The 26,509-nt window shown below is 66.8% G+C and carries 27 protein-coding genes and 1 riboswitch; of the genes, 11 read left to right on the top strand and 16 right to left on the bottom strand.

Going from position 1 to position 26,509, the window contains the following annotated elements:
* Positions 1–8: 8 nt before the first annotated feature.
* Positions 9–152 (top strand): hypothetical protein, encoded by a 144-nt coding sequence (locus tag N7607_RS08415; RefSeq protein ID WP_279865503.1) that lies wholly within the window; start codon positions 9–11, stop codon positions 150–152.
* Between the two features lie 97 nt (positions 153–249).
* Positions 250–720, top strand: a complete 471-nt coding sequence (locus tag N7607_RS08410) for a transcription elongation factor GreAB (RefSeq protein ID WP_279865504.1) — start codon at positions 250–252, stop codon at positions 718–720.
* Between the two features lie 6 nt (positions 721–726).
* Here the strand turns inward: N7607_RS08410 and N7607_RS08405 are convergent, their stop codons facing one another.
* The 13 genes from N7607_RS08405 to N7607_RS08345 form a co-directional block, all read right to left on the bottom strand.
* The gene (locus N7607_RS08405; RefSeq protein ID WP_279865505.1) at positions 727–1,485 is read right to left on the bottom strand and encodes a transporter substrate-binding domain-containing protein; all 759 of its coding nucleotides are present in this window, start codon (positions 1,483–1,485) and stop codon (positions 727–729) included.
* A gap of 15 nt (positions 1,486–1,500) precedes the next feature.
* Positions 1,501–2,550 (bottom strand): cyclic nucleotide-binding domain-containing protein, encoded by a 1,050-nt coding sequence (locus N7607_RS08400; RefSeq protein ID WP_279865506.1) that lies wholly within the window; start codon positions 2,548–2,550, stop codon positions 1,501–1,503.
* A gap of 186 nt (positions 2,551–2,736) precedes the next feature.
* The gene (locus N7607_RS08395; protein WP_279865507.1) at positions 2,737–3,168 is read right to left on the bottom strand and encodes a hypothetical protein; all 432 of its coding nucleotides are present in this window, start codon (positions 3,166–3,168) and stop codon (positions 2,737–2,739) included.
* Between the two features lie 15 nt (positions 3,169–3,183).
* Positions 3,184–3,681, bottom strand: coding sequence for a M48 family metallopeptidase (locus N7607_RS08390; RefSeq protein WP_279865508.1), 498 nt, complete (start codon positions 3,679–3,681; stop codon positions 3,184–3,186).
* Between the two features lie 28 nt (positions 3,682–3,709).
* Positions 3,710–4,153, bottom strand: coding sequence for a hypothetical protein (locus tag N7607_RS08385; protein WP_279865509.1), 444 nt, complete (start codon positions 4,151–4,153; stop codon positions 3,710–3,712).
* Positions 4,154–4,212: 59 nt separating this feature from the next.
* Positions 4,213–5,277 (bottom strand): class II fructose-bisphosphate aldolase, encoded by a 1,065-nt coding sequence (gene fba, locus N7607_RS08380; RefSeq protein WP_192399174.1) that lies wholly within the window; start codon positions 5,275–5,277, stop codon positions 4,213–4,215.
* A gap of 147 nt (positions 5,278–5,424) precedes the next feature.
* On the bottom strand, positions 5,425–5,637 hold the full coding sequence (locus N7607_RS08375; protein WP_279865510.1) for a hypothetical protein: 213 nt from the start codon (positions 5,635–5,637) through the stop codon (positions 5,425–5,427).
* Positions 5,634–5,945 carry an MliC family protein gene (locus N7607_RS08370; protein WP_279865511.1) on the bottom strand — a complete coding sequence of 104 codons (312 nt, stop codon included), beginning with the start codon at positions 5,943–5,945 and terminating at the stop codon, positions 5,634–5,636. Before N7607_RS08370 ends, N7607_RS08375 begins: the two co-directional genes overlap by 4 nt.
* Before the next feature lie 13 nt (positions 5,946–5,958).
* Complete coding sequence (locus tag N7607_RS08365) at positions 5,959–6,150, bottom strand: hypothetical protein (protein WP_279865513.1); 192 nt, start codon at positions 6,148–6,150, stop codon at positions 5,959–5,961.
* Between the two features lie 72 nt (positions 6,151–6,222).
* Positions 6,223–7,383 carry a phosphoglycerate kinase gene (locus tag N7607_RS08360; protein ID WP_279865514.1) on the bottom strand — a complete coding sequence of 387 codons (1,161 nt, stop codon included), beginning with the start codon at positions 7,381–7,383 and terminating at the stop codon, positions 6,223–6,225.
* Between the two features lie 24 nt (positions 7,384–7,407).
* The gene (gene epd, locus N7607_RS08355; protein ID WP_279865515.1) at positions 7,408–8,454 is read right to left on the bottom strand and encodes an erythrose-4-phosphate dehydrogenase; all 1,047 of its coding nucleotides are present in this window, start codon (positions 8,452–8,454) and stop codon (positions 7,408–7,410) included.
* Positions 8,455–8,498: 44 nt separating this feature from the next.
* Positions 8,499–10,499 (bottom strand): transketolase, encoded by a 2,001-nt coding sequence (gene tkt / locus N7607_RS08350; RefSeq protein WP_279865517.1) that lies wholly within the window; start codon positions 10,497–10,499, stop codon positions 8,499–8,501.
* A gap of 141 nt (positions 10,500–10,640) precedes the next feature.
* A complete protein-coding gene (locus N7607_RS08345) occupies positions 10,641–11,789 on the bottom strand; it encodes a TDT family transporter (protein WP_279865519.1) in 1,149 nt (382 codons plus the stop codon).
* A gap of 109 nt (positions 11,790–11,898) precedes the next feature.
* Here N7607_RS08345 and N7607_RS08340 point away from each other — a divergent pair, with 109 nt between their 5' ends.
* From N7607_RS08340 to ligB, 4 genes are all read left to right on the top strand, one after another.
* Positions 11,899–12,789 carry a LysR family transcriptional regulator gene (locus N7607_RS08340; RefSeq protein ID WP_279865520.1) on the top strand — a complete coding sequence of 297 codons (891 nt, stop codon included), beginning with the start codon at positions 11,899–11,901 and terminating at the stop codon, positions 12,787–12,789.
* 46 nt (positions 12,790–12,835) lie between these two features.
* The gene (locus tag N7607_RS08335; protein ID WP_279865521.1) at positions 12,836–13,831 is read left to right on the top strand and encodes a metalloregulator ArsR/SmtB family transcription factor; all 996 of its coding nucleotides are present in this window, start codon (positions 12,836–12,838) and stop codon (positions 13,829–13,831) included.
* Positions 13,832–13,844: 13 nt separating this feature from the next.
* The gene (metK, locus tag N7607_RS08330) at positions 13,845–15,035 is read left to right on the top strand and encodes a methionine adenosyltransferase (protein ID WP_279865522.1); all 1,191 of its coding nucleotides are present in this window, start codon (positions 13,845–13,847) and stop codon (positions 15,033–15,035) included.
* Between the two features lie 156 nt (positions 15,036–15,191).
* Positions 15,192–16,853 (top strand): NAD-dependent DNA ligase LigB, encoded by a 1,662-nt coding sequence (gene ligB, locus N7607_RS08325; protein ID WP_279865523.1) that lies wholly within the window; start codon positions 15,192–15,194, stop codon positions 16,851–16,853.
* On the opposite strand, the gene N7607_RS08320 is transcribed toward ligB, so the two are convergent.
* The 3 genes from N7607_RS08320 to N7607_RS08310 form a co-directional block, all read right to left on the bottom strand.
* Positions 16,850–17,299, bottom strand: coding sequence for a cytochrome c (locus N7607_RS08320; RefSeq protein ID WP_279865524.1), 450 nt, complete (start codon positions 17,297–17,299; stop codon positions 16,850–16,852). The genes ligB and N7607_RS08320 overlap by 4 nt on opposite strands.
* 62 nt (positions 17,300–17,361) lie before the next feature.
* A complete protein-coding gene (locus N7607_RS08315; RefSeq protein ID WP_279865525.1) occupies positions 17,362–17,766 on the bottom strand; it encodes a hotdog domain-containing protein in 405 nt (134 codons plus the stop codon).
* Between the two features lie 97 nt (positions 17,767–17,863).
* A complete protein-coding gene (locus N7607_RS08310) occupies positions 17,864–19,450 on the bottom strand; it encodes a methyl-accepting chemotaxis protein (RefSeq protein ID WP_279865527.1) in 1,587 nt (528 codons plus the stop codon).
* Between the two features lie 239 nt (positions 19,451–19,689).
* A riboswitch (S-adenosyl-L-homocysteine riboswitch) is annotated at positions 19,690–19,788 on the top strand.
* A 23-nt stretch (positions 19,789–19,811) separates the two neighbouring features.
* Here N7607_RS08310 and ahcY point away from each other — a divergent pair.
* The 5 genes from ahcY (at position 19,812) to N7607_RS08285 (ending at position 26,483) form a co-directional block, all read left to right on the top strand.
* Positions 19,812–21,200 (top strand): adenosylhomocysteinase, encoded by a 1,389-nt coding sequence (gene ahcY / locus N7607_RS08305; protein WP_279865528.1) that lies wholly within the window; start codon positions 19,812–19,814, stop codon positions 21,198–21,200.
* Positions 21,201–21,260: 60 nt separating this feature from the next.
* Positions 21,261–22,106: a methylenetetrahydrofolate reductase [NAD(P)H] gene (gene metF, locus N7607_RS08300; protein WP_279865529.1), complete on the top strand. Its 846-nt coding sequence runs from the start codon at positions 21,261–21,263 to the stop codon at positions 22,104–22,106.
* A gap of 108 nt (positions 22,107–22,214) precedes the next feature.
* A complete protein-coding gene (gene ppnN / locus N7607_RS08295; RefSeq protein ID WP_279865530.1) occupies positions 22,215–23,591 on the top strand; it encodes a nucleotide 5'-monophosphate nucleosidase PpnN in 1,377 nt (458 codons plus the stop codon).
* 59 nt (positions 23,592–23,650) lie between these two features.
* Positions 23,651–24,421: a transporter substrate-binding domain-containing protein gene (locus tag N7607_RS08290; protein ID WP_279865532.1), complete on the top strand. Its 771-nt coding sequence runs from the start codon at positions 23,651–23,653 to the stop codon at positions 24,419–24,421.
* 199 nt (positions 24,422–24,620) lie between these two features.
* Entirely contained in the window at positions 24,621–26,483 is a 1,863-nt protein-coding gene (locus N7607_RS08285; RefSeq protein WP_279865533.1) for a DEAD/DEAH box helicase, read from the top strand.
* Positions 26,484–26,509 lie beyond the last annotated feature (26 nt).

The raw sequence follows: 26,509 nt of genomic DNA, 5'->3' as shown, positions 1-26,509 counted from the left end.
TTCGATGGATGGGTACGCTGTTCGCCCTGATCGCCGGGATGATGTGGGGCCTGGCCTTCGGCCTGATCGCCCTGCCGCTGGCCTGGCTCGACCGCCATCGCCTGCGCCAGCAGTGCCGGACCAGCGCCGTCGAGACCGCCAAGGCGCAATGACATTGCGCCGCTGGGCAGCCCCACAATGGCTGCCTGCACCTGCACGCTGCCGGCGAGGCTGTTACCCTGCACCTCCCGCCATTATCGACGCCGCGCCATGGACAAGCTTCTCCTGCAGCAACAGGTCTGCCAGCGCCTCGAGGCCGATCTGGCGATGCTGCTCGCCGCCGCCGACCTCGCCCGCCAGGCTGCTACCCACGAGGAGAGCAAGGCGGAAAACAAGTACGACACCCGTGGCCTGGAGGCCTCGTACCTGGCCGCCGGACAATCGCGCCGCGCCGAGGACATCCGCCGCGCATTGGCCGCCTGGCGCGCCCTGCAGATGCGTGCCTACGACGATGACAGAGGCGTCCAGCTCGGCGCGCTGATCTGCCTGGTCGATGGCGCCGAGCGCCAGCAGTGGCTGTTGCTGGGCCCCGACGGTGCCGGGCTCAAACTAGAGCACCAGGGCCTGGAAATCATGCTGATCACCGCCCAGGCGCCACTCGGCCAGCAGCTGCTCGGCCGCGGCCCCGGCGACGAGGTGCAGGCCGGTGCGGCGACATGGCAAATCGTTAGCGTCGAGTGACTTCCCTCAGGGCACGTTGACCCCGAGCGGTTCTGCCAGCCGCGCCAACTGGCCGGACTCGACCAGCCGCGCGAAGGCGCGATCGAAGCGCAGACGCAGCTGGGTGTGGTCGTCGTCGCGTGGAAAGGCAAAGAAGCCGCGCTGCACATCGATCAGCGGCAGCAGCTCCCTCACATCCTCCTGCAACCCCAGCGCCAACAGGTGCGGCCGGGTGTTGCGCTGGTTGCTGGCGAGCAGGTCGATGCGACCGGCCGCGAGCATGCGCAGACCATTGCGCACCGATTCCACGGTGATCGGCCGCAGGCGCTCGCGCATCTCCTCGAACTGACTGCCGTAGACCCACCCGCGCACCACGGCCAGGCGCTTGTTCTGCAGGCTGGCGTAGTCACCGTCCCAGTCCGGCTCATGACCACGGCGGGCATAGAAGACGATGCGATCCTGGTAGAAGGGTTCGGCAGCGAATGCGAAGCGCGCCTCGCGCTCGGCGGTGCGATAGGGGCCGACCAGGATATCCGCCTGCCCCAGCTCGACCATGCGCTGGGCGCGGGCCCAGGGATACAGCTCGAAGCGCAGTTCGTCACCCAGCTCGGCGGCCAGCTGACGCAACACCGCCGGGGCCAGGCCGGTGAAGTCACCGGCGGCATTCTGCTCGTAGACTTGCGGAAAGCTGGTACCTACCACCAGCCACTCGCGCGCCTGCGCCAGCGAGCCGAGCAGGCTGACGCAGAGGCCGAGCAGACACGCGCACAACGCTGTCCGGGGCATGGGCGGCTACGGCACTCAGGCCGCCTCGGTGGAAGAGCCGCCCAGCAGGTAGGCGTCGAAGCCCAGCTGGTTGAGCAGGTGCACGGCCAGCTCGCTGCGGATGCCGCCCTCGGGCGTGACCACGTAGCAGGTCGCCCGGTCCAGGCTGTCGGCATGGGTGCGCAGGTTGGCCACCGGCAGGTTGAAACTCTCCGGCAGATGCGCCAGGCGGTACTCGGCGGCCAGGCGCACATCGAGCAGCAGGTACTTGCGACTGCCCTGGTGGGTCATGTGCTGCAGATCCTGGCTGCTGATCCGCGGGATCAGGCTCGGCCGTACCAGCTCGACGAACAGATCGCGGTGCAGACGGGCCAGCTCACCATCCTCCAGCATGATCACGCTGGCCGAGCGCACGGCGCCGCTGACCAGGGCTTCCTCGCCGAAGAAGTCGCCGCTCTCCAGCACCTGGGTCGGCTGCTCGCGATAGGCCTGCGGCAGGCTGATGCGAGCGCGCCCGTGTTTGATCACATAGAAGTGCTCGCCGGGCTCGCCATAGGTGACCACGCTGTCGCCGGCCCGCGCCTGCAGGTACTCGAAGCGCGCCAGCAGGGCGTGCAGGTGCGAGGGCGGCAGGCGGCCGAACAGCGGCGTGCTGAGCAGGCGTGCCAGCCAGTCGTCCTCGTGCTCCTCGACCATGCTGTCGCCGCCGAGGCTGTTGACCTGGTAGGCGGCGTCCTGACTCCAGCCGAGCAGCCGTTCCAGTAGCTGGTGCTCGACGGCGAACAGACGCACATCGGTGATCGCCTTGATGCCGTTCGGGTTGAGCTGGCCGGGGTTGAGCGGCAGGTGCGCCTGCGGCGAACCGCCCTCGATGGTCTGCCGACCGGGGCCGGCGTCCACCGCCACCTTGCCCTCCAGCAGGTAGTACTGGGCCAGGGAGCGCTCGCCTTTCTGCAACAGCTGGGTGCCGGCCGGGCGTTGCAGGTACTTGAGGCTGGCGTGCAGCTGCTGGCGGTAGGCCGGGGTGAGGAAGTCCATGGGGCTGAAGCTGCTCAGCTGTTCGGGCGTGAGCGGGGCGCTGCTCATGAGCGTTCTCCTGCAAGGAATGCCACCACTATGGCACCGGCCAGGACGGCTCTCCAGTCCATTGGTCATGCACGGAAAAAGCGCTTCCCAATCAGCCGGTTGTGCACAGAGGCCGGGGATGACTCTGTGGATAAACCGGTGATGAATGGATCCAGGCCAGAGCCTGCGGGAGCTGGCGGGGAGTGCCTATTTCTTGCCCAGGCGCCAGTGGAAGTACAGGCTGGCCAGCCAGGACAGCAGATTGCTGCCGACCATGAAGAGGATGATGCCGGCCCTCAAGTTGCTAGCCTCGCTTATTTTGTCGAAGCCAAATGCCAGCAGCATCAAGGCACCTAGCAGATGCAGGGGTAGCCACAGATAGATGAGTACACGCGCACGCTTAGCGATCAGCAGGTAGCTGATCAGCGGCGCCAAGATGATCGTCGTCACCACCAGGCTCATTGGCGCCAAGTTGAGTGCCTTGCTCACCCACGCGATCAGGGCGGTAAGCAGGGCCAGCGCGCCATAGACCAAGCTGCACCACTTGTACCAGCCATAGCCCCGCGGCTTGCCGCGAGCCGCAGGCGCATCCGACCGCAGCGCACTGCCCGGTGTGGCGTAGGGATTGATCTCGTCCATGAGAAGTTCCTTTGGTCATGAGTCCATATCGCGCCAGGTTAGATACAGGCGCAGGTCGAACTCCAGCTGGTGATAGTCCGGCAGCATGTACTGGCACAGCTTGTAGAAGGCCTTGTTGTGCTCGGCCTCCTTCAGGTGCGCCAGTTCGTGCACCACGATCATGTTGAGGAACTCCGGCGCGGCGTCCTTGAACAGCGCAGCCACGCGAATCTCCTTCTTCGCCTTGAGCTTACCGCCCTGCACCCGCGAGACCGCCGTGTGCAGGCCAAGGGCCCGATGGGTCAGGTCGAGGCGGTTGTCGTACAGCACCTTGTCGATGGCCGGCGCACTGCGCAGATACTCCTGCTTCAGCTCGGTGGTGTAGCCGTACAGCGCCTTGTCGCTCTGCACCTGGTGGCGATTGGGATAACGCTGTCTCAGGTAGTCGCCGAGGCGATTCTCACTGACCATCTGCATCACCTGCTGCTGCAGGTGTGGCGGGTAGCCCTGAAGGTATTTGAAAGGCGTGCTCATGGACGCAGTGTAACCTCGCTCGCCGCCATCAAGGCGGGCAGCCGCGCACCGATGACGCCAACTGCAACGAGCACGGCCGGTCCGCCAGGTAGCTGCGATAGACGCGCAGCAACTCGTCGGCACTGTAGCGGCACTGCGCGACCTGGCATTCGGCCGCGAACTCGAAGCGGTTGTCGACCGGCTCGGCCAGACGAATGGCAATGGCCGGCCATTCATTCGCCACCGCCTCGTCCGGGGTGAACAGCAACCGCCCCTGGCGCTGCAGCAGATGACCACCGGCCGCCGCGTAATCGAAGACGAACAGCAGCGTGCGCGAGACCTTGGTGGTGCACTCGGCGCGCTCGCCACAGAGCTGCGGATCGCTGGGCACCACGGCCAACGGAGCACTCGCCGGCGGCTCGGGCGGCAGCGTCGGGCTCGCGCAGCCTATCAGCAGCAGAAAGGCGCCCAGCGTCAGGATGCGTAAGGTCATTGACTTTCCCCGGATATGAAAAAGCCCCGCAGAGCGGGGCTTTCGGTGCAGCGGATGGCTTAGTTGACCTTGGCGGTCAGCTCGCCGCTGGCGTAGCGCTGGTACATGCCTTCCAGGGAGATCGGCTTGATCTTGGAGGCGTTGCCGGCGGTGCCGAAGGCTTCGTAGCGAGCGATGCAGATGTCACGCATGGCAACGATGGTCTTGGCGAAGAACTTGCGCGGGTCGAACTCGCTCGGGTGTTCGGCCATCATGCGGCGGATGGCACCGGTGGAAGCCAGACGCAGATCGGTGTCGATATTGACCTTGCGTACGCCGTGCTTGATGCCTTCGACGATTTCTTCGACCGGCACGCCGTAGGTTTCCTTGATGTCACCGCCGAACTCGTTGATCACCTTCAGCCACTCCTGCGGTACCGAGGAGGACCCGTGCATCACCAGGTGGGTGTTGGGGATGCGTTTGTGGATCTCCTTGATGCGCTCGATGGAGAGCACGTCGCCGGTCGGCGGCTTGGTGAACTTGTAGGCGCCGTGGCTGGTGCCGATGGCGATGGCCAGGGCATCGACCTGGGTGCGCTTGACGAAGTCGGCGGCTTCTTCCGGGTCGGTCAGCAGTTGGCTGTGGTCCAGCACGCCTTCGGCGCCGACGCCGTCTTCTTCACCGGCCATGCCGGTTTCCAGGCTGCCCAGGCAGCCCAGCTCACCTTCCACGGACACGCCGCAGGCGTGGGCGAAAGCCACGGTCTGCTGGGTCACGCGGACGTTGTAGTCGTAGTCGGCCGGGGTCTTGCCGTCTTCCTTCAGCGAGCCGTCCATCATCACCGAGCTGAAGCCCAGCTGGATCGAACGCTGGCACACATCGGGGCTGGTACCGTGGTCCTGGTGCATGCACACCGGGATGTGCGGGAATTCTTCGATGGCGGCCAGGATCAGGTGGCGCAGGAACGGTGCACCGGCGTATTTGCGGGCACCGGCCGAGGCCTGGACGATCACCGGAGAGTCGGTCTTGTCGGCCGCTTCCATGATCGCGCGCATCTGCTCGAGGTTGTTGACGTTGAAGGCCGGCACGCCGTAGCCGAATTCGGCGGCGTGGTCGAGCATCTGGCGCATGCTGATAAGTGCCATCTGTGAAGCTCCCAAATGAGGGTCGTTAAGTGTGCAAGCCTGCCGCAGGGGCGGGCCTTGTTCAAGTTTCCCGGAAATACGCCATCGCCTATTTCCGATATTGCGCAGACATTGAGCTGCGCTGTATTACAAAAACTGCTCGCCTAGCTACCCATCTATCCACTGGCAGGCGTTGCGCGATGCCTCGACTTGGTTGTCCCGTCGCGCCTGGGCAGTCTGGGCCTGAACGTGGCTGCTCTGGTAACCCTCGAAGGCCCTGGCCACCCAACACCAGCTGGTTTGCTGGTCTGGATCGGAAATGCAGCCACCGAGCGCCACCACCAGCATCAGCAACGCCGCCTTGCCCGTCGCACTCGTCATGGCGCCTTGCAGCCACGACCGATCAGGTCGTCGTCCGCCACCCGGTACACCAGGCCTTCCTCACCCTTGCTGTGGAAGGCCAGGATGCCGTCGCTATAAAGCACGCCGGAACCCGAGGGTTCGCGCTGCAGGCGGTGGACGATATCGCCGCCGCCCAAACGCAAATCGACCGCGTCATCGCCCACCGGCCGCCACAATACTTCGGCCTGGCTGTCGCAGACCCAGCGATTCCAGCTATCAGTGGGCGCTTGCTGGCCGGCACAGCCGGCCAGCAACACGACGGGCAACGCCAAGATCACAGCCTTCATCGCTCACTCCATGTCAGGGGCAGTCCTGCTGGGCACTGCCGTCCACGGTGGGGTCACCGGTGCTCTGCACCTCGACCCGCTGATCGTCCTGGGTGGACGGCAGTATGATTTCCGGCGGGCTGAGCACCTCACAGGTGCTCGGGGCCTTGCCGCTGCAGCCGGCGAGGCCGGCCACACAGAGTAACAGGATGCTGAAGGTGCGCATGACCGTGTTCCTTTCTCCGAGGTACCTGTGCAAGGGACCGCGGAGCGAGGCGTTTGGTTTAGGCGCCCGCGCTTACTTGGCGCGCTGCTCCAGCACTTCCACGGCCGGCAGCACCTTGCCCTCGACGAACTCGAGGAAGGCGCCACCGCCGGTGGAGATATAGCTGATCTGCTCGTTCACGCCGTACTTGTCGATGGCAGCCAGGGTGTCGCCGCCGCCGGCGATGGAGAACGCCGGGCTCTCGGCGATGGCCTGGGCCAGCACCTTGGTGCCGTTGCCGAACTGGTCGAACTCGAACACGCCGACCGGGCCGTTCCACAGGATGGTCTTGGACGACTTCAGCAGCTCGGCGAACTGCGCGGCAGTCTGCGGGCCGATGTCGAGGATCATGTCGTCGTCGGCCACGTCGGCGATCAGCTTGACGGTGGCTTCGGCGGTTTCCGCGAACTCCTTGGCCACCACCACGTCGACCGGCAGCGGCACGCTGACCTTGGCCGCGATAGCCTTGGCGGTGTCGACCAGATCGGCCTCGTACAGCGACTTGCCGACCTTATGGCCCGCCGCGGCGAGGAAGGTGTTGGCGATGCCGCCGCCGACGATCAGCTGGTCGCAGATCTGCGCCAGGCTGTTCAGCACGTCGAGCTTGGTGGAGACCTTGGAGCCGGCGACGATGGCAGCCAGAGGGCGTTCGGGGCTCTTCAGGGCCTTGCCCAGGGCATCCAGCTCGGCAGCCAGCAGCGGGCCGGCGGCGGCGACCTTGGCGAACTTGGCCACACCGTGGGTCGAGCCCTCGGCGCGGTGGGCGGTACCGAAGGCGTCCATCACGAACACGTCGCACAGGGCGGCGTATTGCTGGGCCAGCTCGTCGGCATTCTTCTTCTCACCCTTGTTGAAGCGCACGTTCTCGAACAGCACGATGTCGCCGGCTTTGACTTCGACGCCGCCCAGGTAGTCCTTGACCAGCGGCACTTCGCGGCCCAGGGCCTTGGACAGGTAGGCGGCGACCGGCGCCAGGCTGTTCTCCTCGGAGAACTCGCCCTCGGTCGGGCGGCCCAGGTGCGAGCAGACCATCACCGCCGCGCCCTTCTCCAGGGCCAGCTTGATGGTCGGCAGGGAGGCGAGGATGCGCGCGTCGCTCTTCACCACGCCGTCCTTCACCGGCACGTTGAGGTCTTCGCGGATCAGCACGCGCTTACCGGCGAGGTCGAGGTCGGTCATCTTCAGAACGGTCATGGTCAGTCCTTCACAAGGGGCTGGTTAGTTGGAAGTCGTGGAGACGGCGAGGAAGTGTTCCGCGACGTCGAGCATACGGTTGGCGAAGCCCCATTCGTTGTCGAACCAGGCCAACAGGTTGACCAGGCGGGGGCCGGACACCCGGGTCTGGCTGCCGTCGACGATGGCCGAATGGGCGTCGTGGTTGAAATCGCAACTGGCGTGGGGCAGCTCGGTGTAGGCCAGCAGGCCCTTGAGCGGCCCACTTTCGGCGGCCTGGCGCAGCACGCGGTTGATCTCTTCGGCGGAGGTGTCGCGGGCGGTCTGCAGGGTGATGTCCAGGCACGAGACGTTGACCGTCGGCACGCGGATGGCCTTGGCCTGGATGCGCCCGGCCAGCTCCGGCAGCAGACGCTCGATACCCCGTGCCAGCCCCGTGGAGACGGGGATCACCGACTGGAAGGCCGAGCGCGTGCGGCGCAGGTCTTCGTGGTGATAGGCGTCGATCACGGGCTGGTCGTTCATCGCGGAGTGAATGGTGGTGATGGAGGCATACTCCAGACCCACCGCCTCGTTGAGAAGTTTCAGCAGCGGCACACCGCAGTTGGTGGTGCAGGAGGCATTTGAGACCAGGGTCTCGCGACCGCTGAGCTGCTGCTGGTTGACCCCGTAGACGATGGTCGCGTCGATATCCGCCTCGCTGGCCATCGGCTGGGAGAACAGCACGCGCGGGGCACCAGCCGCCAGGAAGCGCTCGGCATCGGCGCGGCTGTGATAGACGCCGGAGCATTCCAGCACCAGGTCGATATCCAGCGCGGCCCAATCGATGGCCTCCGGCTCGCTCTGGCGCAGCACCTTCACGCAGTCGCCATTGATATGCAGGCAGTCGCCGTCGACCCGCACCTCGCCAGGGAAGCGGCCGTGGGTGGAGTCGAAGCGGGTCAGGTATTCGATGCTGGCCTGGTCGGCCAGGTCGTTCAGCGCGACGATCTCGAAACCGGCCGCGGCGCCGCGCTCGTGCAAGGCGCGCAGCACGCAACGACCGATACGGCCGTATCCGTTGAGGGCGACTTTATAGGGGCGTCTGGCCATAGCGGTTCTCGGCGTGGCCCCCTCAGACGAGGGGGCCAGGCGCATCAGGCGTCGAGCAGCTCTTCGGCGGTTTCCAGGATGTTGGCGACGGTGAAGCCGAACTCCTCGAACAGCGCCGGTGCCGGGGCGGACTCACCGAAGGTGGTCATGCCGATGATGCGCCCTTCCAGGCCGACGTACTTGTACCAGTAGTCCGCGTGCGAGGCCTCGATGGCGATGCGCGCACCGACCTGCAGCGGCAGCACGGCCTGCTTGTAGCCGGCATCCTGCTGGTCGAACACGGAGGTCGACGGCATGGACACCACGCGCACCTTGCGGCCCTGCTCGCTCAGTTTGTCGTAGGCCTGTACGGCCAGGCCGACTTCCGAACCGGTGGCGATCAGGATCAGTTCCGGCTCGCCGGCACAATCCTTCAGCACATAGGCGCCACGGGCGATGTCGGCGACCTGCTGGCCGTCGCGCGCCTGGTGCGGCAGGTTCTGGCGGCTGAAGATCAGCGCGCTCGGGCCATCGGCGCGCTCGATGGCGTACTTCCAGGCCACCGCGGATTCCACGGCGTCGGCCGGGCGCCAGGTGTCCAGGTTCGGCGTGCCACGCAGGCTGGCCAGCTGCTCGATCGGCTGGTGGGTCGGGCCGTCTTCGCCCAGGCCGATGGAGTCGTGGGTGAACACATAGAGCACGCGCTGCTTCATCAGCGCGGACATGCGCACGGCGTTGCGTGCGTATTCCATGAAGATCAGGAAGGTCGCGCCGTACGGGATGAAGCCGCCGTGCAGGGCGATACCATTCATGATGGCGCTCATGCCGAACTCGCGCACGCCGTAGAACAGGTAGTTGCCAGCAGCGTCAGTGGATTCCACACCCTTGCAGCCCTTCCACAGGGTCAGGTTGGAGCCGGCCAGGTCGGCGGAACCGCCGAGGAACTCCGGCAGCAGCGGACCGAAGGCGTTCAGCGCGTTCTGGCTGGCCTTGCGGCTGGCGATGGTCTCGCCCTTGGCGGCGACTTCCTGCACATAGGCGGCGGACTTCTCGGCGAAGTCGGCCGGCAGCTCGCCGGCCAGGCGGCGCTTGAGCTCGGCGGCCAGTTCCGGGTGAGCGGCGGCGTAGGCGGCAAACTTGTCGTTCCAGGCAGCCTCGCGGGCGGCACCGGCTTCCTTGGCGTCCCACTCGGCGTAGATTTCCGAGGGGATCTCGAACGGGCCGTGGCTCCAGTTCAGCGCGGCGCGGGTGGCGGCGATCTCGTCGTTGCCCAGCGGGGCGCCATGGCACTCTTCCTTGCCGCCCTTGTTCGGCGAACCGAAGCCGATCACGGTCTTGCAGCAGATCAGGGTTGGGCGGTCGCTGGTCTTGCGCGCGGTCTCGATGGCGATCTTGATCTCGTCGGCGTCGTGGCCATCGACATTGCGGATCACCTGCCAGCCGTAGGACTCGAAGCGCGCCGGGGTGTCGTCGGTGAACCAGCCGTGGACTTCGCCGTCGATGGAGATGCCGTTGTCGTCGTAGAAGGCGACCAGCTTGCCCAGGCCCAGGGTGCCGGCCAGCGAGCAGACTTCATGGCTGATGCCTTCCATCATGCAGCCGTCGCCGAGGAAGGCGTAGGTGTAGTGGTTGACCACGTCATGGCCCGGGCGGTTGAACTGCGCGCCCAGCACTTTCTCGGCGATGGCGAAGCCGACGGCGTTGGCGATGCCCTGGCCCAGCGGGCCGGTGGTGGTCTCGACGCCCGGGGTGTAGCCGTATTCCGGGTGGCCCGGGGTGCGACTGTGCAGCTGACGGAACTGCTTGAGGTCGTCGATGGCCAGGTCGTAGCCGGTCAGGTGCAGCAGCGAGTAGATCAGCATCGAGCCGTGGCCGTTGGACAGCACGAAGCGGTCGCGGTCGGCCCAGTTCGGGTTGCTCGGGTTGTGCTGCAGGAAGTCGCGCCACAGCACTTCGGCGATGTCCGCCATGCCCATGGGGGCACCGGGGTGGCCGCTGTTGGCTTTCTGCACAGCATCCATGCTGAGGGCACGAATGGCATTGGCACGCTCACGACGGCTGGGCATCGCTGAATCTCCTGCGGGGGCTACTTCTAGAAGAAGGGGGCGGTAAAAAGGCGCGTATTTTCGCCCAGCCGGGTGCTCAGGGGCAATGACAGATGGTCGAACGCCCGCGCAGATCGGCGAAAAGCGTGCCGCAACGCCGCCTCAGCCCGCCGTGAACACCCCATGGGCCGGCGCATTCGGCCCGCTCAGGCAGGGCGCCTCGAACAGCTCGCCGTGCCATACGCCGCGCAAGGTGCGCTGCAGCACCAGCAGCCAGACCGCCGCCAGTTGCACCGCCAGGATCAGGCCGACCAGGGCGAAGAAGCGCAGCTCGGTCAGCCGTTCCAGCTCGAAGGTGGCCAGGGTGAACACCCCCAGCGGGAAGGTGAAGCCCCACCAGCCCAGGTTGAACGGCATGTTGTCGCGGATGTAGTGGCGGGTGAAGAAGATCGCCGTGACCAGCCACCACAGCCCCGCGCCCCACAATGCCAGGCCTCCGACCAGGCTCAGGCCGCTGGCCACCTCGGCGGCGCCGGCCATGGCGGTGCCGGCGAAGGCGGCCGGGGCATCCTGGCCCATGGTCAGCAGGCCCAGGCAACCGGTGGCCAGCGGGCCGAGCGGCAACCAGCTGGTGGCGGCGAAGTCGGTATCCGGCAGCTTGTGCAGGGCCAGGCGCAGCAGCACCAGGGTGATCAGCGAGAAGGCCAGGGACAGCGACATGCCCCACAGCACGAAGCCCACCGTCAGCATCAGCCGCGCCGAGACCGGGTCCAGGTACGGTGCCAGGCCGCCGGCGGCACCGGCCGCCACCTCGGGCGCGACGATGGGCAGCAGCCACACGGCGGTCATCTTCTCCAGCGCATGGCTCTGCCGGGTGAACATCAGGTAGGGCACCAGCAGCGCGCTACCCAGCGCCATGGCCGCATCCAGCCACCACAACACATGGGCCACCTGGTACACGCTGTCCCCCCAGCGCGCGGGGCCGAACTGCACCAGCCCGCCGATCAGCATGGCCAGGCCCATGGGAATGGCGCCGAGGAACATCGACTGCACCGGGTGCAGCAGCATCGGCCAGACCGTATCGCGGTGCAGCAGCACGCGACTCAGGAACAGCAGGCTGAACAGGGCGAAGAGCCCCACACCGAACAGCCATAGCGCCTCGGCCAGGATCATCTGCCCCGGCAGGGACCAGGGCAGGTGCGCAATCACCAGGGCCAGCACGCCGGTCCCCATGGTCATCGCGAACCAGTTGGGGGTGAAGTGGCGAACGAAGGCCCAGGGCTCGGGCAGGCGGGTGAAGGGGCGCGGCATGGGAATTCCGAAGGGCAGACAGCGAGACGCCAAGGCTAGAGAGAGGCTTGCCATATTAAAAATACATATTCAGCATGATCTGCATGCCTTCTATTTATGTGTAAGCGCGATGAACCTGCATCACCTCAAGGTCTTCCTCGCCGTTGCCGAGGCCGGCAGCATCAGCGCCGGGGCGGCGCGCCTGCATATCAGCCAGCCGGCGGTGACCCGCGAGATTCGCGAGCTGGAGGCCAGCCTCGGCCTGGCTCTGTTCGATCGCCATCCGCGCGGCGTGACCCCCACCGAGGGCGGCCAGCGCCTGCTGCAGTTCGCCGAGCGCATCTTCGCCCTGGAGCAGGCCGCCGAACGCGACCTGCGCGACTACGCCAACCTCAGCCACGGCGAGCTGTACCTGGGCGCCAGCGCCACCCTCGGCGCCTACCTGCTGCCACCGCTGCTCAACCGCTTCCGCCGCGTGCATCCACAGGTATTCGTCGACCTACGGGTGAGCAACACCCACGAAGTCACCCAGCAACTGGACGACGGCAGCATCGCCCTGGGCTTCGTCGAAGGCCCCTTCGCCCAGGAGGACTATGCCTGCCACCGCCTGGCCCGCGACCAGCTGCTGCCGGTGGTGGGCCCCGCCCACCCGCTGGCCGGGCGTCGCGGCCTGCACGGGCGCGACCTGCAGGAACACGACCTGTACCTGCGCGAGCCCGGCTCCGGCGCCCGCGCCAGCATCGAGCAGGCCTATGCGCAGCACGGTCTGCACGCCGAGGCGCGCATGGCCATCGGCGGCACCGAGGCGCTCAAGCGCCTGATTGCCGGCGGCCATGGCATCGCCTGGCTGTCGCAGCTGGTGGTCGAGGACGAACTGGCCGATGGCCGCCTGGTGCGCCTGGACGTGCGCGACCTGCAGATCGAGCGCGAGCTGCACATGCTGTGGCGCAAGGACAGCCAGCTGAGCCCGGCCCCGGCCGCCTTCCTGGAGCTGCTGACAGGCAATATCAAAACTTTTTGATATTGCTGTTGCTGGATGAAAAGTGAGCGACTAGACTGCCGCCTCTATGAACATGCGCGTGCCCCAGCTCCGTTTCGAGCCAGCCGATGAGCTCGCCGCCCTGTGCAAGGCCGGCGGCGATCCGCTGCGCCTGAATGTGCTGCGCGCGCTGGCCAACGACTCGTTCGGCGTGCTGGAGCTGGCGCAGATCTTCGCCATCGGCCAGTCGGGCATGAGCCACCACCTCAAGGTGCTGGCCCAGGCCGGCCTGGTGGCCACCCGCCGCGAAGGCAATGCGGTGTTCTACCGTCGCGCCCTGCCCCAGGGTGAGCTGCTCGGCGGCGCCCTGCATGCCGCGCTGCTGCAGGAAGTCGAGGAGCTGCAGCTGCCGGCTGACGTGCAGCAGCGCATCGCCGCCGTGCACGCCCAGCGTGCCGCCGCCAGTCGCGATTTCTTCGCCAAGGCGGCGGACAAGTTCCAGGCCCAGCAGGACCTGATCGCCGGCCTGCCGCAGTACCGCGACAGCGTGCTGGCCCTGCTCGATGCGCTGGGTTTTGCGACTGGCAGCACAGCACTGGAAGTCGGCCCCGGCGACGGCGGCTTCCTGCCCGAGCTGGCGCGGCGCTTCGCCCGCGTGGTGGCGCTGGACAACAGCGAGGCGATGCTGGAGCTGGCACGCCAGCGCTGCGACAAGGAACAACTGGGCAACGTCGAGCTACAACTCGCCGATGCCCTCAACGACGAGATCGGCGCCGCCGACTGCGTGGTGGTGAACATGGTGCTGCACCATTTCGCCGCCCCGGCCGAGGCGCTGAAACAGCTGGCGCGCCTGGTGAAGAATGGCGGCAGCCTGCTGGTGACCGAGTTGTGCAGCCATGACCAGAGTTGGGCCAGGACGGCCTGCGGCGATCTCTGGCTCGGCTTCGAACAGGAAGATCTGGCCCGCTGGGCCGATGCCGCGGGGCTCACGCCCGGCGAGAGCCTCTATGTGGGCCTCAAGAACGGCTTTCAGATTCAGGTACGGCACTTCGCCAAGCCGGATGCGAAGCAAACTCAGGTATGAATAGGATTTTGAAATGAGCGAATACTCCCTGTTTACCTCCGAATCCGTGTCCGAAGGCCACCCGGACAAGATCGCCGACCAGATTTCCGATGCCGTCCTCGACGCCATCATCACCCAGGACAAGCACGCCCGCGTGGCCGTGGAAACCCTGGTCAAGACCGGCGTCGCCATCGTCGCCGGCGAAGTCACCACCAGCGCCTGGGTCGACCTGGAGCAGATCGTCCGCGACGTGATCTGCGACATCGGCTACACCAGCTCCGACGTCGGCTTCGACGGCGCCACCTGCGGCGTGATGAACATCATTGGCAAGCAGTCCCCGGACATCAACCAGGGTGTCGACCGCGCCAAGCCGGAAGACCAGGGTGCCGGCGACCAAGGCCTGATGTTCGGCTACGCCAGCAACGAAACCGACGTGCTGATGCCGGCGCCGATCCGCTTCTCCCACGCCCTGGTCGAGCGCCAGGCCGAGGCGCGCAAGTCCGGTCTGCTGACCTGGCTGCGTCCGGACGCCAAGTCCCAGGTCACCTGCCAGTACGAGAACGGCAAAGTGGTCGGCATCGACGCCGTGGTGCTGTCCACCCAGCACAACCCGGAAGTATCGCTGGCCGACCTGCGTGAAGGCGTGATGGAGCTGATCATCAAGCACGCCCTGCCAGCCGAACTGCTGCACAAGGACACCCAGTTCCACATCAACCCGACCGGCAACTTCGTCATCGGTGGCCCGGTGGGCGACTGCGGCCTGACCGGCCGCAAGATCATCGTCGACTCCTACGGCGGCATGGCCCGTCACGGCGGCGGCGCCTTCTCCGGCAAGGACCCATCCAAGGTCGACCGTTCGGCTGCCTACGCTGGCCGCTACGTCGCCAAGAACATCGTCGCCGCAGGCCTGGCCGACCGCTGCGAGATCCAGGTCTCCTACGCCATCGGCGTGGCCCTGCCGACCTCCATCTCGATCAACACCTTCGGCACCCACAAGATCGCCGAAGACAAGATCATCAAGCTGGTGCGTGAAGTATTCGACCTGCGTCCGTACGCCATCACCAAGATGCTCGACCTGCTGCACCCGATGTACCAGGAGACCGCGGCCTACGGTCACTTCGGCCGCACCCCGCAGCAGAAGACCGTCGGCAACGACACCTTCAGCACCTTCACCTGGGAGAAGACCGACAAGGTCGCCGACCTGCGCGCCGCTGCCGGCCTGTAAGGTTTCCCCGGAATGCAAAAAGCCCCGCCCAGTGCGGGGCTTTTTTGTGGGCGCTCAGAAACCGAAGGGCCCAAGCCACTGTCGGCAACGCGCAGGGCACTTGCTCCAGGCAGCAGCTAGTCTGTTGCCGAGTCCCCGAGAGCAAGGATGCTCGTCATGCGCCACTGGATCGCACTACCGCTGCTATTACTCATTTGCACGGCACAAGCCGCGCCCTGCCCCGACTGGCCCGCCACCCAGGCCGCCGAGGAAATCACCGCCCTCGAGCGGCGCCTCGCCAAATGGGACCGGGCCTATCACGTCAACGGCCAGGCACACATCGACGACGAACTCTATGACCAGAGCCGCGCACGCCTCGACCAGTGGCAGGCCTGCTTTCCTCAACATGCGGCTGCGCCTGCCGAAGCGCTGCAAGGTGCCGGCGGCCCGGCTGCTCATCCCGTGGCCCAAACCGGCCTGGCCAAGCTGCGCGACGAAGCGGCCGTGCGTAGCTGGATGTCCGGCCGCAAAGACCTGTGGATTCAACCCAAAGTCGATGGTGTGGCCGTCACCCTGCTCTATCGCGATGGCCGACTGCAGCAGGTAATCAGCCGTGGCGACGGCCGCAGCGGCCAGGACTGGACCGCCCGCGCCCGTCTGATCGAGGCCATTCCCCGGCGGTTGCCACGACAAGGCGAACTTATCCTGCAGGGAGAGCTGTACTGGCGCTCGCCCGCCCATGTGCAGCAGCGCGATGGCGGCAACGGCCTGCGTGGCAAGGCGGCTGGCGCCATGGCGCGCGGCACGCTGGATGCGGAGCGGGCCGCACAGATCGGCCTGTTCGTCTGGGACTGGCCCAATGGCCCGGCGAGCATGGACGAACGCCTGCAGGAGCTGCGCGAGCTGGGCTTTGCCGACAGCGTCGAGCTGACCCAGCCCCTGCGCTCCGTGGCGGAGGCCGGTGAGTGGCGCGAACGCTGGTACCGCGCCGAACTGCCCTTTGCCAGCGATGGCGTGGTGCTGCGCCAGGGGCAGCGCCCGAGCGGCGAGCGCTGGATCGCCGAGCCACCGAGCTGGGCCGCCGCCTGGAAATACCCGCCACGCCAGGCGCTGGCGCAAGTGCGTGCGGTGCAGTTTCAGATCGGCCGCACCGGGCGCATCACCCCGCTGCTGCAGTTGCAACCGGTCGAGCTGGACGGGCGACGGGTGAGCCGCGTCGGCCTCGGCTCGCTGCAACGCTGGCAGGCACTGGATATCCGTCCCGGCGACCAGGTGGCGGTCGCCCTGGCCGGCCTGACCATTCCGCGACTGGACGGCGTGGTCTGGCGCAGCCAGCGGCGCGGCACGCTGGCCGTTCCCGATCCGGCCGCCCACCATCCCTTTAGCTGCTGGCGCCCCACACCTGGTTGCGAGAGCCAGTTCGCCGCGCGCCAGCGATGGCTGAGCGGCAAGCAGGGCCTGGCGCTGCCCGGCGTTGGCGCCGGCACCTGGGAGAAACTGCGTCTGCAGGGGCTGCTGGACTGGCTGGAACTGCAGGAGAGCGAACTGGCCAGGCGCCCGGGCTTCGGCCAGCGCAGCGCCGCCAACCTGCACGGCAGTTTCGCCAACGCCCGGCAACGCTCGTTCCAGCAGTGGCTGCGCGCCCTGGGCCTGCCGCCCAGCGGTTCGGCGCCGCTGCAGGGCGACTGGGCGACATTGGCCGCCCGCGATGCGGCGGACTGGGACGCCTACGGCGGCATCGGCCCGACCCGCGCCGCGCAGCTGGCGGCCTTCTTCCGTCACCCGGAAGTGCTGCGCCTGCGCGAACAACTGCAGAACGCCGGCGTGACGGGTTTCTAGTAGATGCGGAACTCTTCGTGGCAGGCCTTGCAGGCGGCCTCGACCTTGGCCACCGGCGCGCCCAGCGCCTCGGCGCGCAACGGCTTGATCTGAACCTGGCTGCGCAGCTCGGCGGTGGCCACCTCCAGCTCGCGCGCCAGTTGCTGGAAACGCTCCTGGCGCTGCCAGACTTCGTCACGCGCATGGCTGTCGTCACCGGACTCCTGCACCTGTGGGAAATGCTGCCAGGGCTGGCGCGACAGCTCGTCGAGCCGAACGGCGCCTTCGGCGAAACGCTGTTCGTTGAACGGCAGACGCCCACGCAGCATGCCACCCAGGTCCTCGCTGGTGCGCAGCATGTCCTTGAACAGCGCCTGGCGCTTGCCCAGCGGCGAATCGGGATCGACCCGGTCGCAGGCGGCGAGCAGGGTACAGGCCAGCACGGCCAGGAGGATTTTCGACTTCATCGTTACGACTGGATGGGAACGGAGGGCGACAGTATTGCCACTCTCCGCCCCGCGGCCAAGGGTTAGGATGCCGCAGCCTGCTCGGGGAAGCGGTCGCGGATGTAGCTGATCTGCGTCTTGCCATGCGGCGTCGCCAGTCCATCCGCATCCACGTTGACGAACACCAGCTTGTCGATGGTCAGGATGCTCTTGCGGGTGATCTTGTTGCGCACCTCGCAACGCAGGGTCAGCGACGTGCGGCCGAACTCCGTGGCGGTGATGCCCAGCTCGATGATGTCGCCCTGGCGCGCCGAGCTGACGAAGTTGATCTCGGAGATCAGCTTGGTCACCACCTTCTGGCTGTCGAGCTGGATGATGGCGTAGATCGCCGCTTCCTCGTCGATCCACTTCAGCAGGCTACCGCCGAACAAGGTGCCGTTGGGGTTGAGGTCTTCGGGTTTCACCCATTTGCGTGTGTGGAATTTCATCGCCACTTCTCCTGTCTAGTCGGTCAGTTTCGAGCGACAGGATGAACCGCAGCGGCGCCGCTGTCCCGGCAAGGTTTTCAATCGGCCCGATAGCCTCTCAGGTGCGGAAGCGCCCAAGCTGCTCGTTGAGCCGGCGCACCTCGGCCTGGATCTCCGCACTGGCCTCCACCACCCGCTCGGCATCGCCGTGGCTGCGCTCGGCCAGGCCGGAGATGTGCACGATGCGCTGGTCGATCTCCGCCGCCACCTGGCTCTGTTGCTCGGCGGCGGTGGCGATCTGCGCGTTCATCGCATTGATGCTGTCCACCGCGCCGACGATATGCCCGAGCACCGCCGTGGCCTCGCCGATGTGCTGCAGGTTCTGCCGCGCCATGCCCTCGCTCTGCTGCATCGCCACCACCGCCTGGCGCGCGCCGTCCTGCAGGCGCTGGATCATCGCCTGGATCTCGCCGGTGCTCTGCTGGGTGCGGCTGGCCAGGGTGCGCACCTCGTCGGCGACCACGGCAAAACCGCGCCCGGCCTCGCCGGCCCGCGCCGCCTCGATGGCTGCATTGAGCGCCAGCAGGTTGGTCTGCTGGGCGATGCCGGTGATCACCTCCAGCACCTGGCCGACGCCGGCGGTCTCCGCCTCCAGTTGTTCGACCTGGCGCCCGCTGTGCTGCAGCTGGCCGGTCAGCGCCTCGATCAGCTCCGCACTGCGCCGCACGGCCTGCTGGCCGGAGCGGGCATGGCCGTCGGCGCCGCGCGCCGAATCGGCGGCGCCCACCGCGTGGCGCGCGACCTCGGCCACGGTGGCGCTCATCTCGTTCATCGCCGTGGCCACCTGATCCAGATCCTCGTGCTGCTGGCGCACGTCCTCGCCCGCCGCACCGGCAGCGCTGGCCGCCTGGTCGACATGCCGGCGGGTACGCTCGCCGCTGTCCTTGACCTGCGCCAGCAGCGCGCGCACCTGCTCCTGCATGCGGTTGTAGCCGGCGAAGATGCGGCCGATCTCGTTGTCCGCCTGGCCGCCCTGCAGGGCGCCGGTGAAGTCGCCGGCGCCAACCCTGGTCAGCGCGCCCTCCACCGCGCGCAGGTCGCGCATCAGCGGGCTGAGGCCGAACTGCCGGCCGAGCACCACCAGGGCCAGGATGCCCAGCACGCAGGCGAAGGCCAGCCACATCTGCCGACGCTGCGAGTTCTCGGCATGCGCGGCCATCAGTCCCACCGCCTGGTTCATCTCCTTGAGCAGGGTCAGCGAGGCCGCCTCCAGCGCAGCCAGGTCGGCGTCACCGCCACCGGCGGCCTGTTCCAGGCGCGGACGGAAGGCGCTCCACAGCTGACCGACCCTGGCCATCTGCGCCTGGATCGCCGGCGCCTGGATCACGCTGATATTGCGCGCCGGGTTGCCGGCCAGCAGGTCGCGGTGGGCCTGGTCGAACTGGGCGATGGTCGCCTCCAGCGTCTTGCGTTCGCTGGCGCCCTGGCGCAGCAGCAACGCCTCCTTGGTCATCTTCTGGCTGAGCATGCGCTGGGCGCCGGCCACGTTGATGGTCTCCGGCGACACCGACATGCTCAGGTGCAGCGCCACCGAGGCGGTGACCGCGAGCACGAACATCAGCGCATAGGAGAACAGGAACTGCTGATTGAGGGTGCGCAGGCCAATCAGGCGCAGCAGATTGTCGAAGAAGCGGGTGGGCGACATGGCGATGACTCCGGGCAGAGCGGCAGCCAAACCGGCTACCAATACCCGGGCCAAGCAAAATCATGGCCAGCGCCCGAGCGCCTGTCCGGACGGTCAGGAGCGCCGTTTCGCACCAGCCCGGTGCAAACACGCGCCCAACTGCCCCATCGAATGACGACGGAAGACCTTGGGCAACGCTGTCAGGCTGGCTATAATCGCCGGGCTTCACGCGATCGGCTCAGTCCGCTCGTGCCCGCCACCTGTCCGAGGGGCGCTGCAGCAGACGAAAGGCCATGTGGCTTTCACCTGTCAGGCTCGGATGGGGCGTTAACCATACGCATCAACGGCGCCCATTCGCAGACAACGAATGGAGTGCTATTGCATGGCTTTCAACGATTTCAAAGTCGCCGACATTTCCCTGGCCGATTGGGGCCGCAAAGAGCTGATCATCGCCGAGTCGGAAATGCCGGCTCTGATGGGCCTGCGCCGCAAGTACGCCGGTGAGCAGCCGCTCAAGGGCGCCAAGATCATCGGCTGCATCCACATGACCATCCAGACCGGCGTGCTGATCGAGACCCTGATCGCCCTCGGTGCCGAAGTGCGCTGGTCGTCCTGCAACATCTTCTCGACCCAGGACCAGGCCGCTGCCGCCATCGCCGCTGCTGGTATCCCGGTATTCGCCTGGAAGGGCGAGACCGAGGAAGAGTACGAGTGGTGCATCGAGCAGACCATCCTCAAAGATGGCCAGCCGTGGGACGCCAACATGATCCTCGACGACGGCGGCGACCTGACTCAGATCATCCACGAGAAATACCCGGCGATGCTGGACAAGATCCACGGCATCACCGAAGAGACCACCACCGGTGTGCACCGCCTGCTCGACATGCTCAAGGCCGGCACCCTGAAAGTCCCGGCGATCAACGTCAACGACTCGGTGACCAAGAGCAAGAACGACAACAAGTACGGCTGCCGTCACAGCCTGAACGACGCCATCAAGCGCGGCGTCGACCACCTGCTGTCCGGCAAGCAGGCCCTGGTGATCGGCTATGGCGACGTGGGCAAGGGCTCCGCCCAGTCCCTGCGTCAGGAAGGCATGATCGTCAAGGTTTCCGAAGTCGACCCGATCTGCGCCATGCAGGCCTGCATGGACGGCTTCGAAGTCGCCTCTCCGTACCTAAATGGTCTGAACGACGGCACCGAGGCCAGCATCGACAAGGCCTTGCTGGGCAAGATCGACCTGATCGTCACCACCACCGGTAACGTCAACGTCTGCGACGCCAACATGCTCAAGGCCCTGAAGAAGCGCGCCGTGGTGTGCAACATCGGCCACTTCGACAACGAGATCGACACCGCCTTCATGCGCAAGAACTGGGCCTGGGAAGAGGTCAAGCCGCAGGTGCACAAGATCCACCGCACCGGCGCTGGCGCCTTCGACCCGCGCAACGAGGACTACCTGATCCTGCTGGCCGAAGGCCGCCTGGTGAACCTGGGCAACGCCACCGGCCACCCGAGCCGGATCATGGACGGCTCCTTCGCCAACCAGGTGCTGGCGCAGATCCACCTGTACGGCGCCAAGTTCGCCAACCTGTCGGCTGCCGACAAGGGCACCCGCCTGACCGTGGAAGTGCTACCGAAGAAGCTGGACGAAGAAGTGGCCCTGGAGATGGTGCGCGGCTTCGGCGGCGTGGTCACCCAGCTGACCCCGAAACAGGCCGAGTACATCGGCGTGACCGTGGAAGGCCCGTTCAAGCCGGACGCCTACCGCTACTGATGCACCGGGAAGGCGGGGCGGCAACGCCCCGCCTTCTTCGTGTCTGCAAGGACCAGATATATGTCGCAAGAACGTCGCTACAGTTTCGAGTTCTTCCCCACCAAGACCGACGCCGGTCACGAGAAGCTGATGGGCGTGGCCCGCCAGCTGGCCGGCTACAACCCGGACTTCTTCTCCTGCACCTACGGTGCCGGTGGCTCCACCCGCGATCGCACCCTGAACACCGTGATGCAGCTGGATGGCGATGTCGGCGTGCCGACCGCGCCGCACCTGTCCTGCGTCGGTGACAGCAAAGACGAGCTGCGCAGCCTGCTCAGCCAGTACAAGAACTCCGGGATCAAACGCATCGTCGCCCTGCGCGGCGACCTGCCGTCCGGCATGGGCATGGCCAGCGGTGAGCTGCGCTACGCCAACGAACTGGTGGAGTTCATCCGCAGCGAAACCGGCGATCACTTCCATATCGAAGTGGCCGCCTACCCGGAAGTGCATCCGCAGGCGCGCAGCTACGAGGACGACCTGCAGAACTTCGTGCGCAAGTGCCAGGCCGGTGCCAATAGCGCCATCACCCAGTACTTCTTCAGCGCCGACTGCTACTTCTACTTCGTCGAACGCGTACGCAAGCTGGGCGTTGACCTGCCAATCGTGCCGGGCATCATGCCGATCACCAACTACAGCAAGCTGGCGCGCTTCTCCGACGCCTGCGGCGCCGAGATTCCGCGCTGGATCCGCAAGCAGCTGGAAGCCTACGGCGACGACCTGGAGAGCATCCAGGCCTTCGGCGAGCAGGTGGTCAGCGAGATGTGCGAGCGCCTGCTGCAAGGCGGCGCCCCGGGCCTGCACTTCTATACTCTCAACCAGGCCGATGCCAGCCTGGCCATCTGGAACAACCTCAAGCTGCCCCGCTGAGGCGAGCGCGCCGCCCCGGCAACTTCGCGACGGCGGCGCGATCTCATGCCAGACACACCCTGCGCGCCGCCGTTCCGGCGCAGGCGCGCGTCCGACACGGAAGCCTTGATGACTCTGGTACGCAACAAGATCAACGCCTCGGTTAGCCCCAAGGGCAGCCTCGAAACCCTCTCCCAGCGCGAAGTGCAGCAACTGCGCGAAACCGGCTCCGGCACCATCTACGCCCTGTTCCGCCAATGCGCCCTGGCGATCCTCAACACCGGCTCGCACAGCGACAACGCCAAGACCATCCTCGAGGCCTACCCGGATTTCGAGGTGATCATCCACCAGCAGGATCGCGGCATCCGCCTGGAGCTGCGCAACGCCCCGGCCGACGCCTTCGTCGACGGCGAGATGATCGCCAGCACGCGCGAGATGCTGTTCAGCGCCCTGCGCGACATCGTCTACACCCAGAGCGAGCTGGAAAACCAGCGCATCGACTTCGACAGCTCCCAGGGCATCACCGACTATGTCTTCCACCTGCTGCGCAACGCCCGCACCCTGCGCGCCGGCGTCGAGCCGCGGATGGCGGTGTGCTGGGGCGGTCACTCGATCAGCACCGAGGAATACAAGTACACCAAGAAGGTCGGCCACGAACTCGGCCTGCGCCGCCTGGACGTCTGCACCGGCTGCGGCCCGGGCGTGATGAAGGGGCCGATGAAGGGTGCCACCATCGCCCACGCCAAGCAGCGCATCGTCGGCGCGCGCTACCTGGGCCTGACCGAGCCCGGCATCATCGCCGCCGAGGCGCCCAACCCCATCGTCAACGAGCTGGTGATCCTGCCGGACATCGAGAAGCGCCTGGAGGCCTTCGTCCGCGTCGGCCACGGCATCATCATCTTCCCCGGCGGAGTCGGCACGGCCGAGGAGTTCCTCTACCTGCTCGGCATCCTCACCCACCCGGACAACGCCGAGCTGCCCTTCCCGGTGATCCTCACCGGACCGCGCAGCGCCGAACCCTACCTGCAGCAGCTGCATGACTTCATCGGCGCGACCCTGGGCAGGACCGCCCAGCAGCGCTACCAGATGGTCGTCAACGATCCGGCCGAAGTAGCGCGGCGCATGGCCGCAGGCATCAAGGAAGTCGAGCAGTTCCGCCGCGAGCGCAACGATGCCTTCCACTTCAACTGGCTGCTGAAGATCGACGAGGGCTTCCAGCGTCCGTTCGAGCCGACCCACGCCAGCATGGCCGCGCTCAACCTGACCCGCGAGCAGCCGCTGCACGAACTGGCCGCCAACCTACGCCGCGCCTTTTCCGGCATTGTCGCCGGCAACGTCAAGGCCCACGGCATCCGCATGATCGAGGCCCACGGCCCGTACGAGATCAAGGGCGACCCGACCATCATGCGTCCGCTGGACCGGTTGCTGCAGGCCTTCGTCGAACAGCATCGCATGAAGCTGCCGGGCGGCAGCGCCTATGTGCCCTGCTACCGAGTGGTCAGTTAGTCCCGCATTCGACCAATTGATCACTGTTGCGGCAGAGGCAATCTCGCTACTCTGGCGCAATGCCATTATTCCAGCGCCATATTTACGCCACCTCACTGCTGCTCTGCCTCGCCGTCACGGCGCGGGCGGAGCCGCTGCGCATCGTCACCGAGGCCTGGGCTCCCTACGTCTACGAGGAGAACGGCCAGCCGGCCGGGCTCGACTACGAGACCAGCGCCGAAGTGCTGCGCCGCCTGGGCGTGGAAGTCGAGTGGCAATTCCTGCCGTGGAAGCGCTGCCTGCTGGCCTTCGAGCAGGGGCATGCCGACGGCGTCCTCGATATCTTCCACATCGCCGAACGCGAGCCGCAGATGCTGTTCATCGAGGAGCCGCTGTCGGAGGTGGAGTTCGTGCTGTTCTATGCCCGCCAACGCCCCTACCCCTACCGCAAGCTGGACGACCTGCGCGACCTGCTGATCGGCACTTCGCCCGGCTACTGGTACAACGACCAGGCCTTCCGCGAGTCGCGCCTGTTCAGCCGTGAGGAAGCGCCGACCCACGAGGCCAACCTGGGCAAGCTGGTGCGCCAGCGGGTGGACCTGGTGGTCAACGACCGCCGCGCCGGCATGTACCTGGCCGCGCGCCTGGGGCTCGGCGCGCAGCTCGGCTACAACCGCAAGGCCGTCGGCGAGGACCGCCTCTACCTGGCCCTGCGCCGCACGCCGGAACTGGCGGCATTGGCCGAGCACTTCGCCCGCGAGCTGCGCCGCTTCAAGCGCGAGCCGGCCTACGCCCGCCTGCAGGCGCGCTATGCCGAGCCGGCCGATGCGCCGATCGCCGCCAAGGATTGACCCAGGCCACGAAAATCAGGCGACGGGCAGCTAGCGGCGTAGCCATGTTGCTCTGTTATACTCCGGGCTCCCGCCAGGCTTGCGCCCGGATGCTCGGCAACCCATCGCCCAGCAGTACCGGACGGGATCGTTCAGCAAGAGCGATTCAAGCCAGGCAACTTCCCCAATGGGCCTTCGCCCCAATATGACAGGATGACTCATGTCCTTTGTTTCCCTCGGTCTCTCCGAGGCTTTAGCCAATGCGGTAGAAGCTGCCGGCTACACCCAACCCACTCCGGTGCAGCAGCGGGCCATTCCCGCCGTGTTGCAAGGCCGCGACCTGATGGTCGCCGCCCAGACGGGTACCGGTAAAACCGCGGGCTTCGCCCTGCCGATCCTCGAGCGCCTGTTTCCCAACGGCCATCCGGACCGCGAACATCGCCACGGCCCGAAACAACCCCGGGTCCTGGTACTGACCCCGACGCGCGAACTGGCCGCCCAGGTGCATGACAGCTTCAAGGTCTATGCCCGCGACCTGAAATTCGTCAGCGCCTGCATCTTCGGCGGCGTCGGCATGAACCCGCAGGTGCAGGCCCTGGCCAAGGGCGTCGACGTCCTGGTCGCCTGCCCCGGTCGTCTGCTCGACCTGGTCAACCAGAAGGCCATCGACCTCTCCCATGTGGAGATCCTGGTCCTCGACGAAGCCGACCGCATGCTCGACATGGGCTTCATCCACGACGTGAAGAAGGTGCTGGCCAAGCTGCCGGCCCAGCGCCAGAACCTGCTGTTCTCGGCGACCTTCTCCAAGGACATCACCGACCTGGCCGGCAAGCTGCTGCACAACCCCGAGCGCATCGAAGTGACGCCGCCGAACACCACGGTCGAGCGCATCGAGCAGCGCGTGTTCCGCCTGCCGGCCAGCCACAAGCGCGCCCTCCTCGCCCACCTGGTGACCATTGGCGCCTGGGAACAGGTGCTGGTCTTCACCCGCACCAAGCACGGCGCCAACCGCCTGGCCGAGTACCTGGACAAGCACGGCCTGCCGGCCGCCGCGATCCATGGCAACAAGAGCCAGAATGCGCGCACCAAGGCCCTGGCCGACTTCAAGGCCAACCAGGTGCGCATCCTGGTCGCCACCGACATCGCCGCCCGCGGCCTGGACATCGACCAGCTGCCCCACGTGGTCAACTTCGAGCTGCCCAACGTCGAGGAAGACTACGTCCACCGCATCGGCCGTACCGGCCGTGCCGGGCGCAGTGGCGAGGCCATCTCGCTGGTGGCGCCGGACGAGGAGAAACTGCTCAAGGCCATCGAGCGCCTGACCAAGCAGCGTATCCCCGATGGCGACATGCAGGGCTTCGACCCGGCCAGCGTCGAGGCGGAGAAGCCGGAAGTGCGCGGCCCGCGCCCCGAGCGCCAGCCACGCGCCGACAAGCCGCGCCATGAAGCCAAGCACGAGCCCAAAGCCGCTGGCGAAGCCGGCGAAGGCCAGGGCAAGAAGCGCAAGCGTCGCCGCGGCAAAGGCAAGGGCGACGGCGAGCAGCAGCAGGGTCAGCAGGCGCGCCAGCCGCGTCAGGCGCAGCCACAATCGCAGGCGCCGAAAGTACACCCCGATCGCGATCCGGAAGAGTTCCTCGACGACGATTTCGACAACTTCGGCAACCGCGCCGACTACGTGCCGACCCAGCCGAAGCCCCAGGGGCGCAATCCGCGTCGCGGCGGTGGCCAGGGTGGCGGTCAGCGCAGCCAGGGCGGCGGCCAACAGGGCCAGCGCCAGGGCGGTGGCGGTCAAGGTGGTCAACGCCAGGGCAAACCTGCTGGGCAGCGTCAGGGTGGCGGCCAGGGCCAGAACCGTGGCCAGCGCCAGGGCGGCCAGCGCGGCCAGGGCGGCGGTCGTCGCGACGAGCCGCGCTACGAGCGCCAGGAACCGGCGGTGCAGGACAGCCGCGCGGCCAAGCAGCCGCTGATCATCCGCAAGGGTGAGCGCCTGCCGACCATGGAGCAGCTGGAAAGCCTGCAGGACAGCCGTCCACGCGGCGAAAAGCCGGCGCTGCTGACGCGCAAGAGCGACGCGGCGGAGTAATCCTCGCGCAATGAAAAAGCCGGCCC

Origin of the sequence: Pseudomonas sp. GD04019, assembly GCF_029837695.1 — a bacterium.
Taxonomy (GTDB): Bacteria; Pseudomonadota; Gammaproteobacteria; order Pseudomonadales; family Pseudomonadaceae; genus Aquipseudomonas.
Note: the sequence above shows the minus strand (reverse complement) of the source record. Positions and strands in the feature narration are given on the sequence as shown.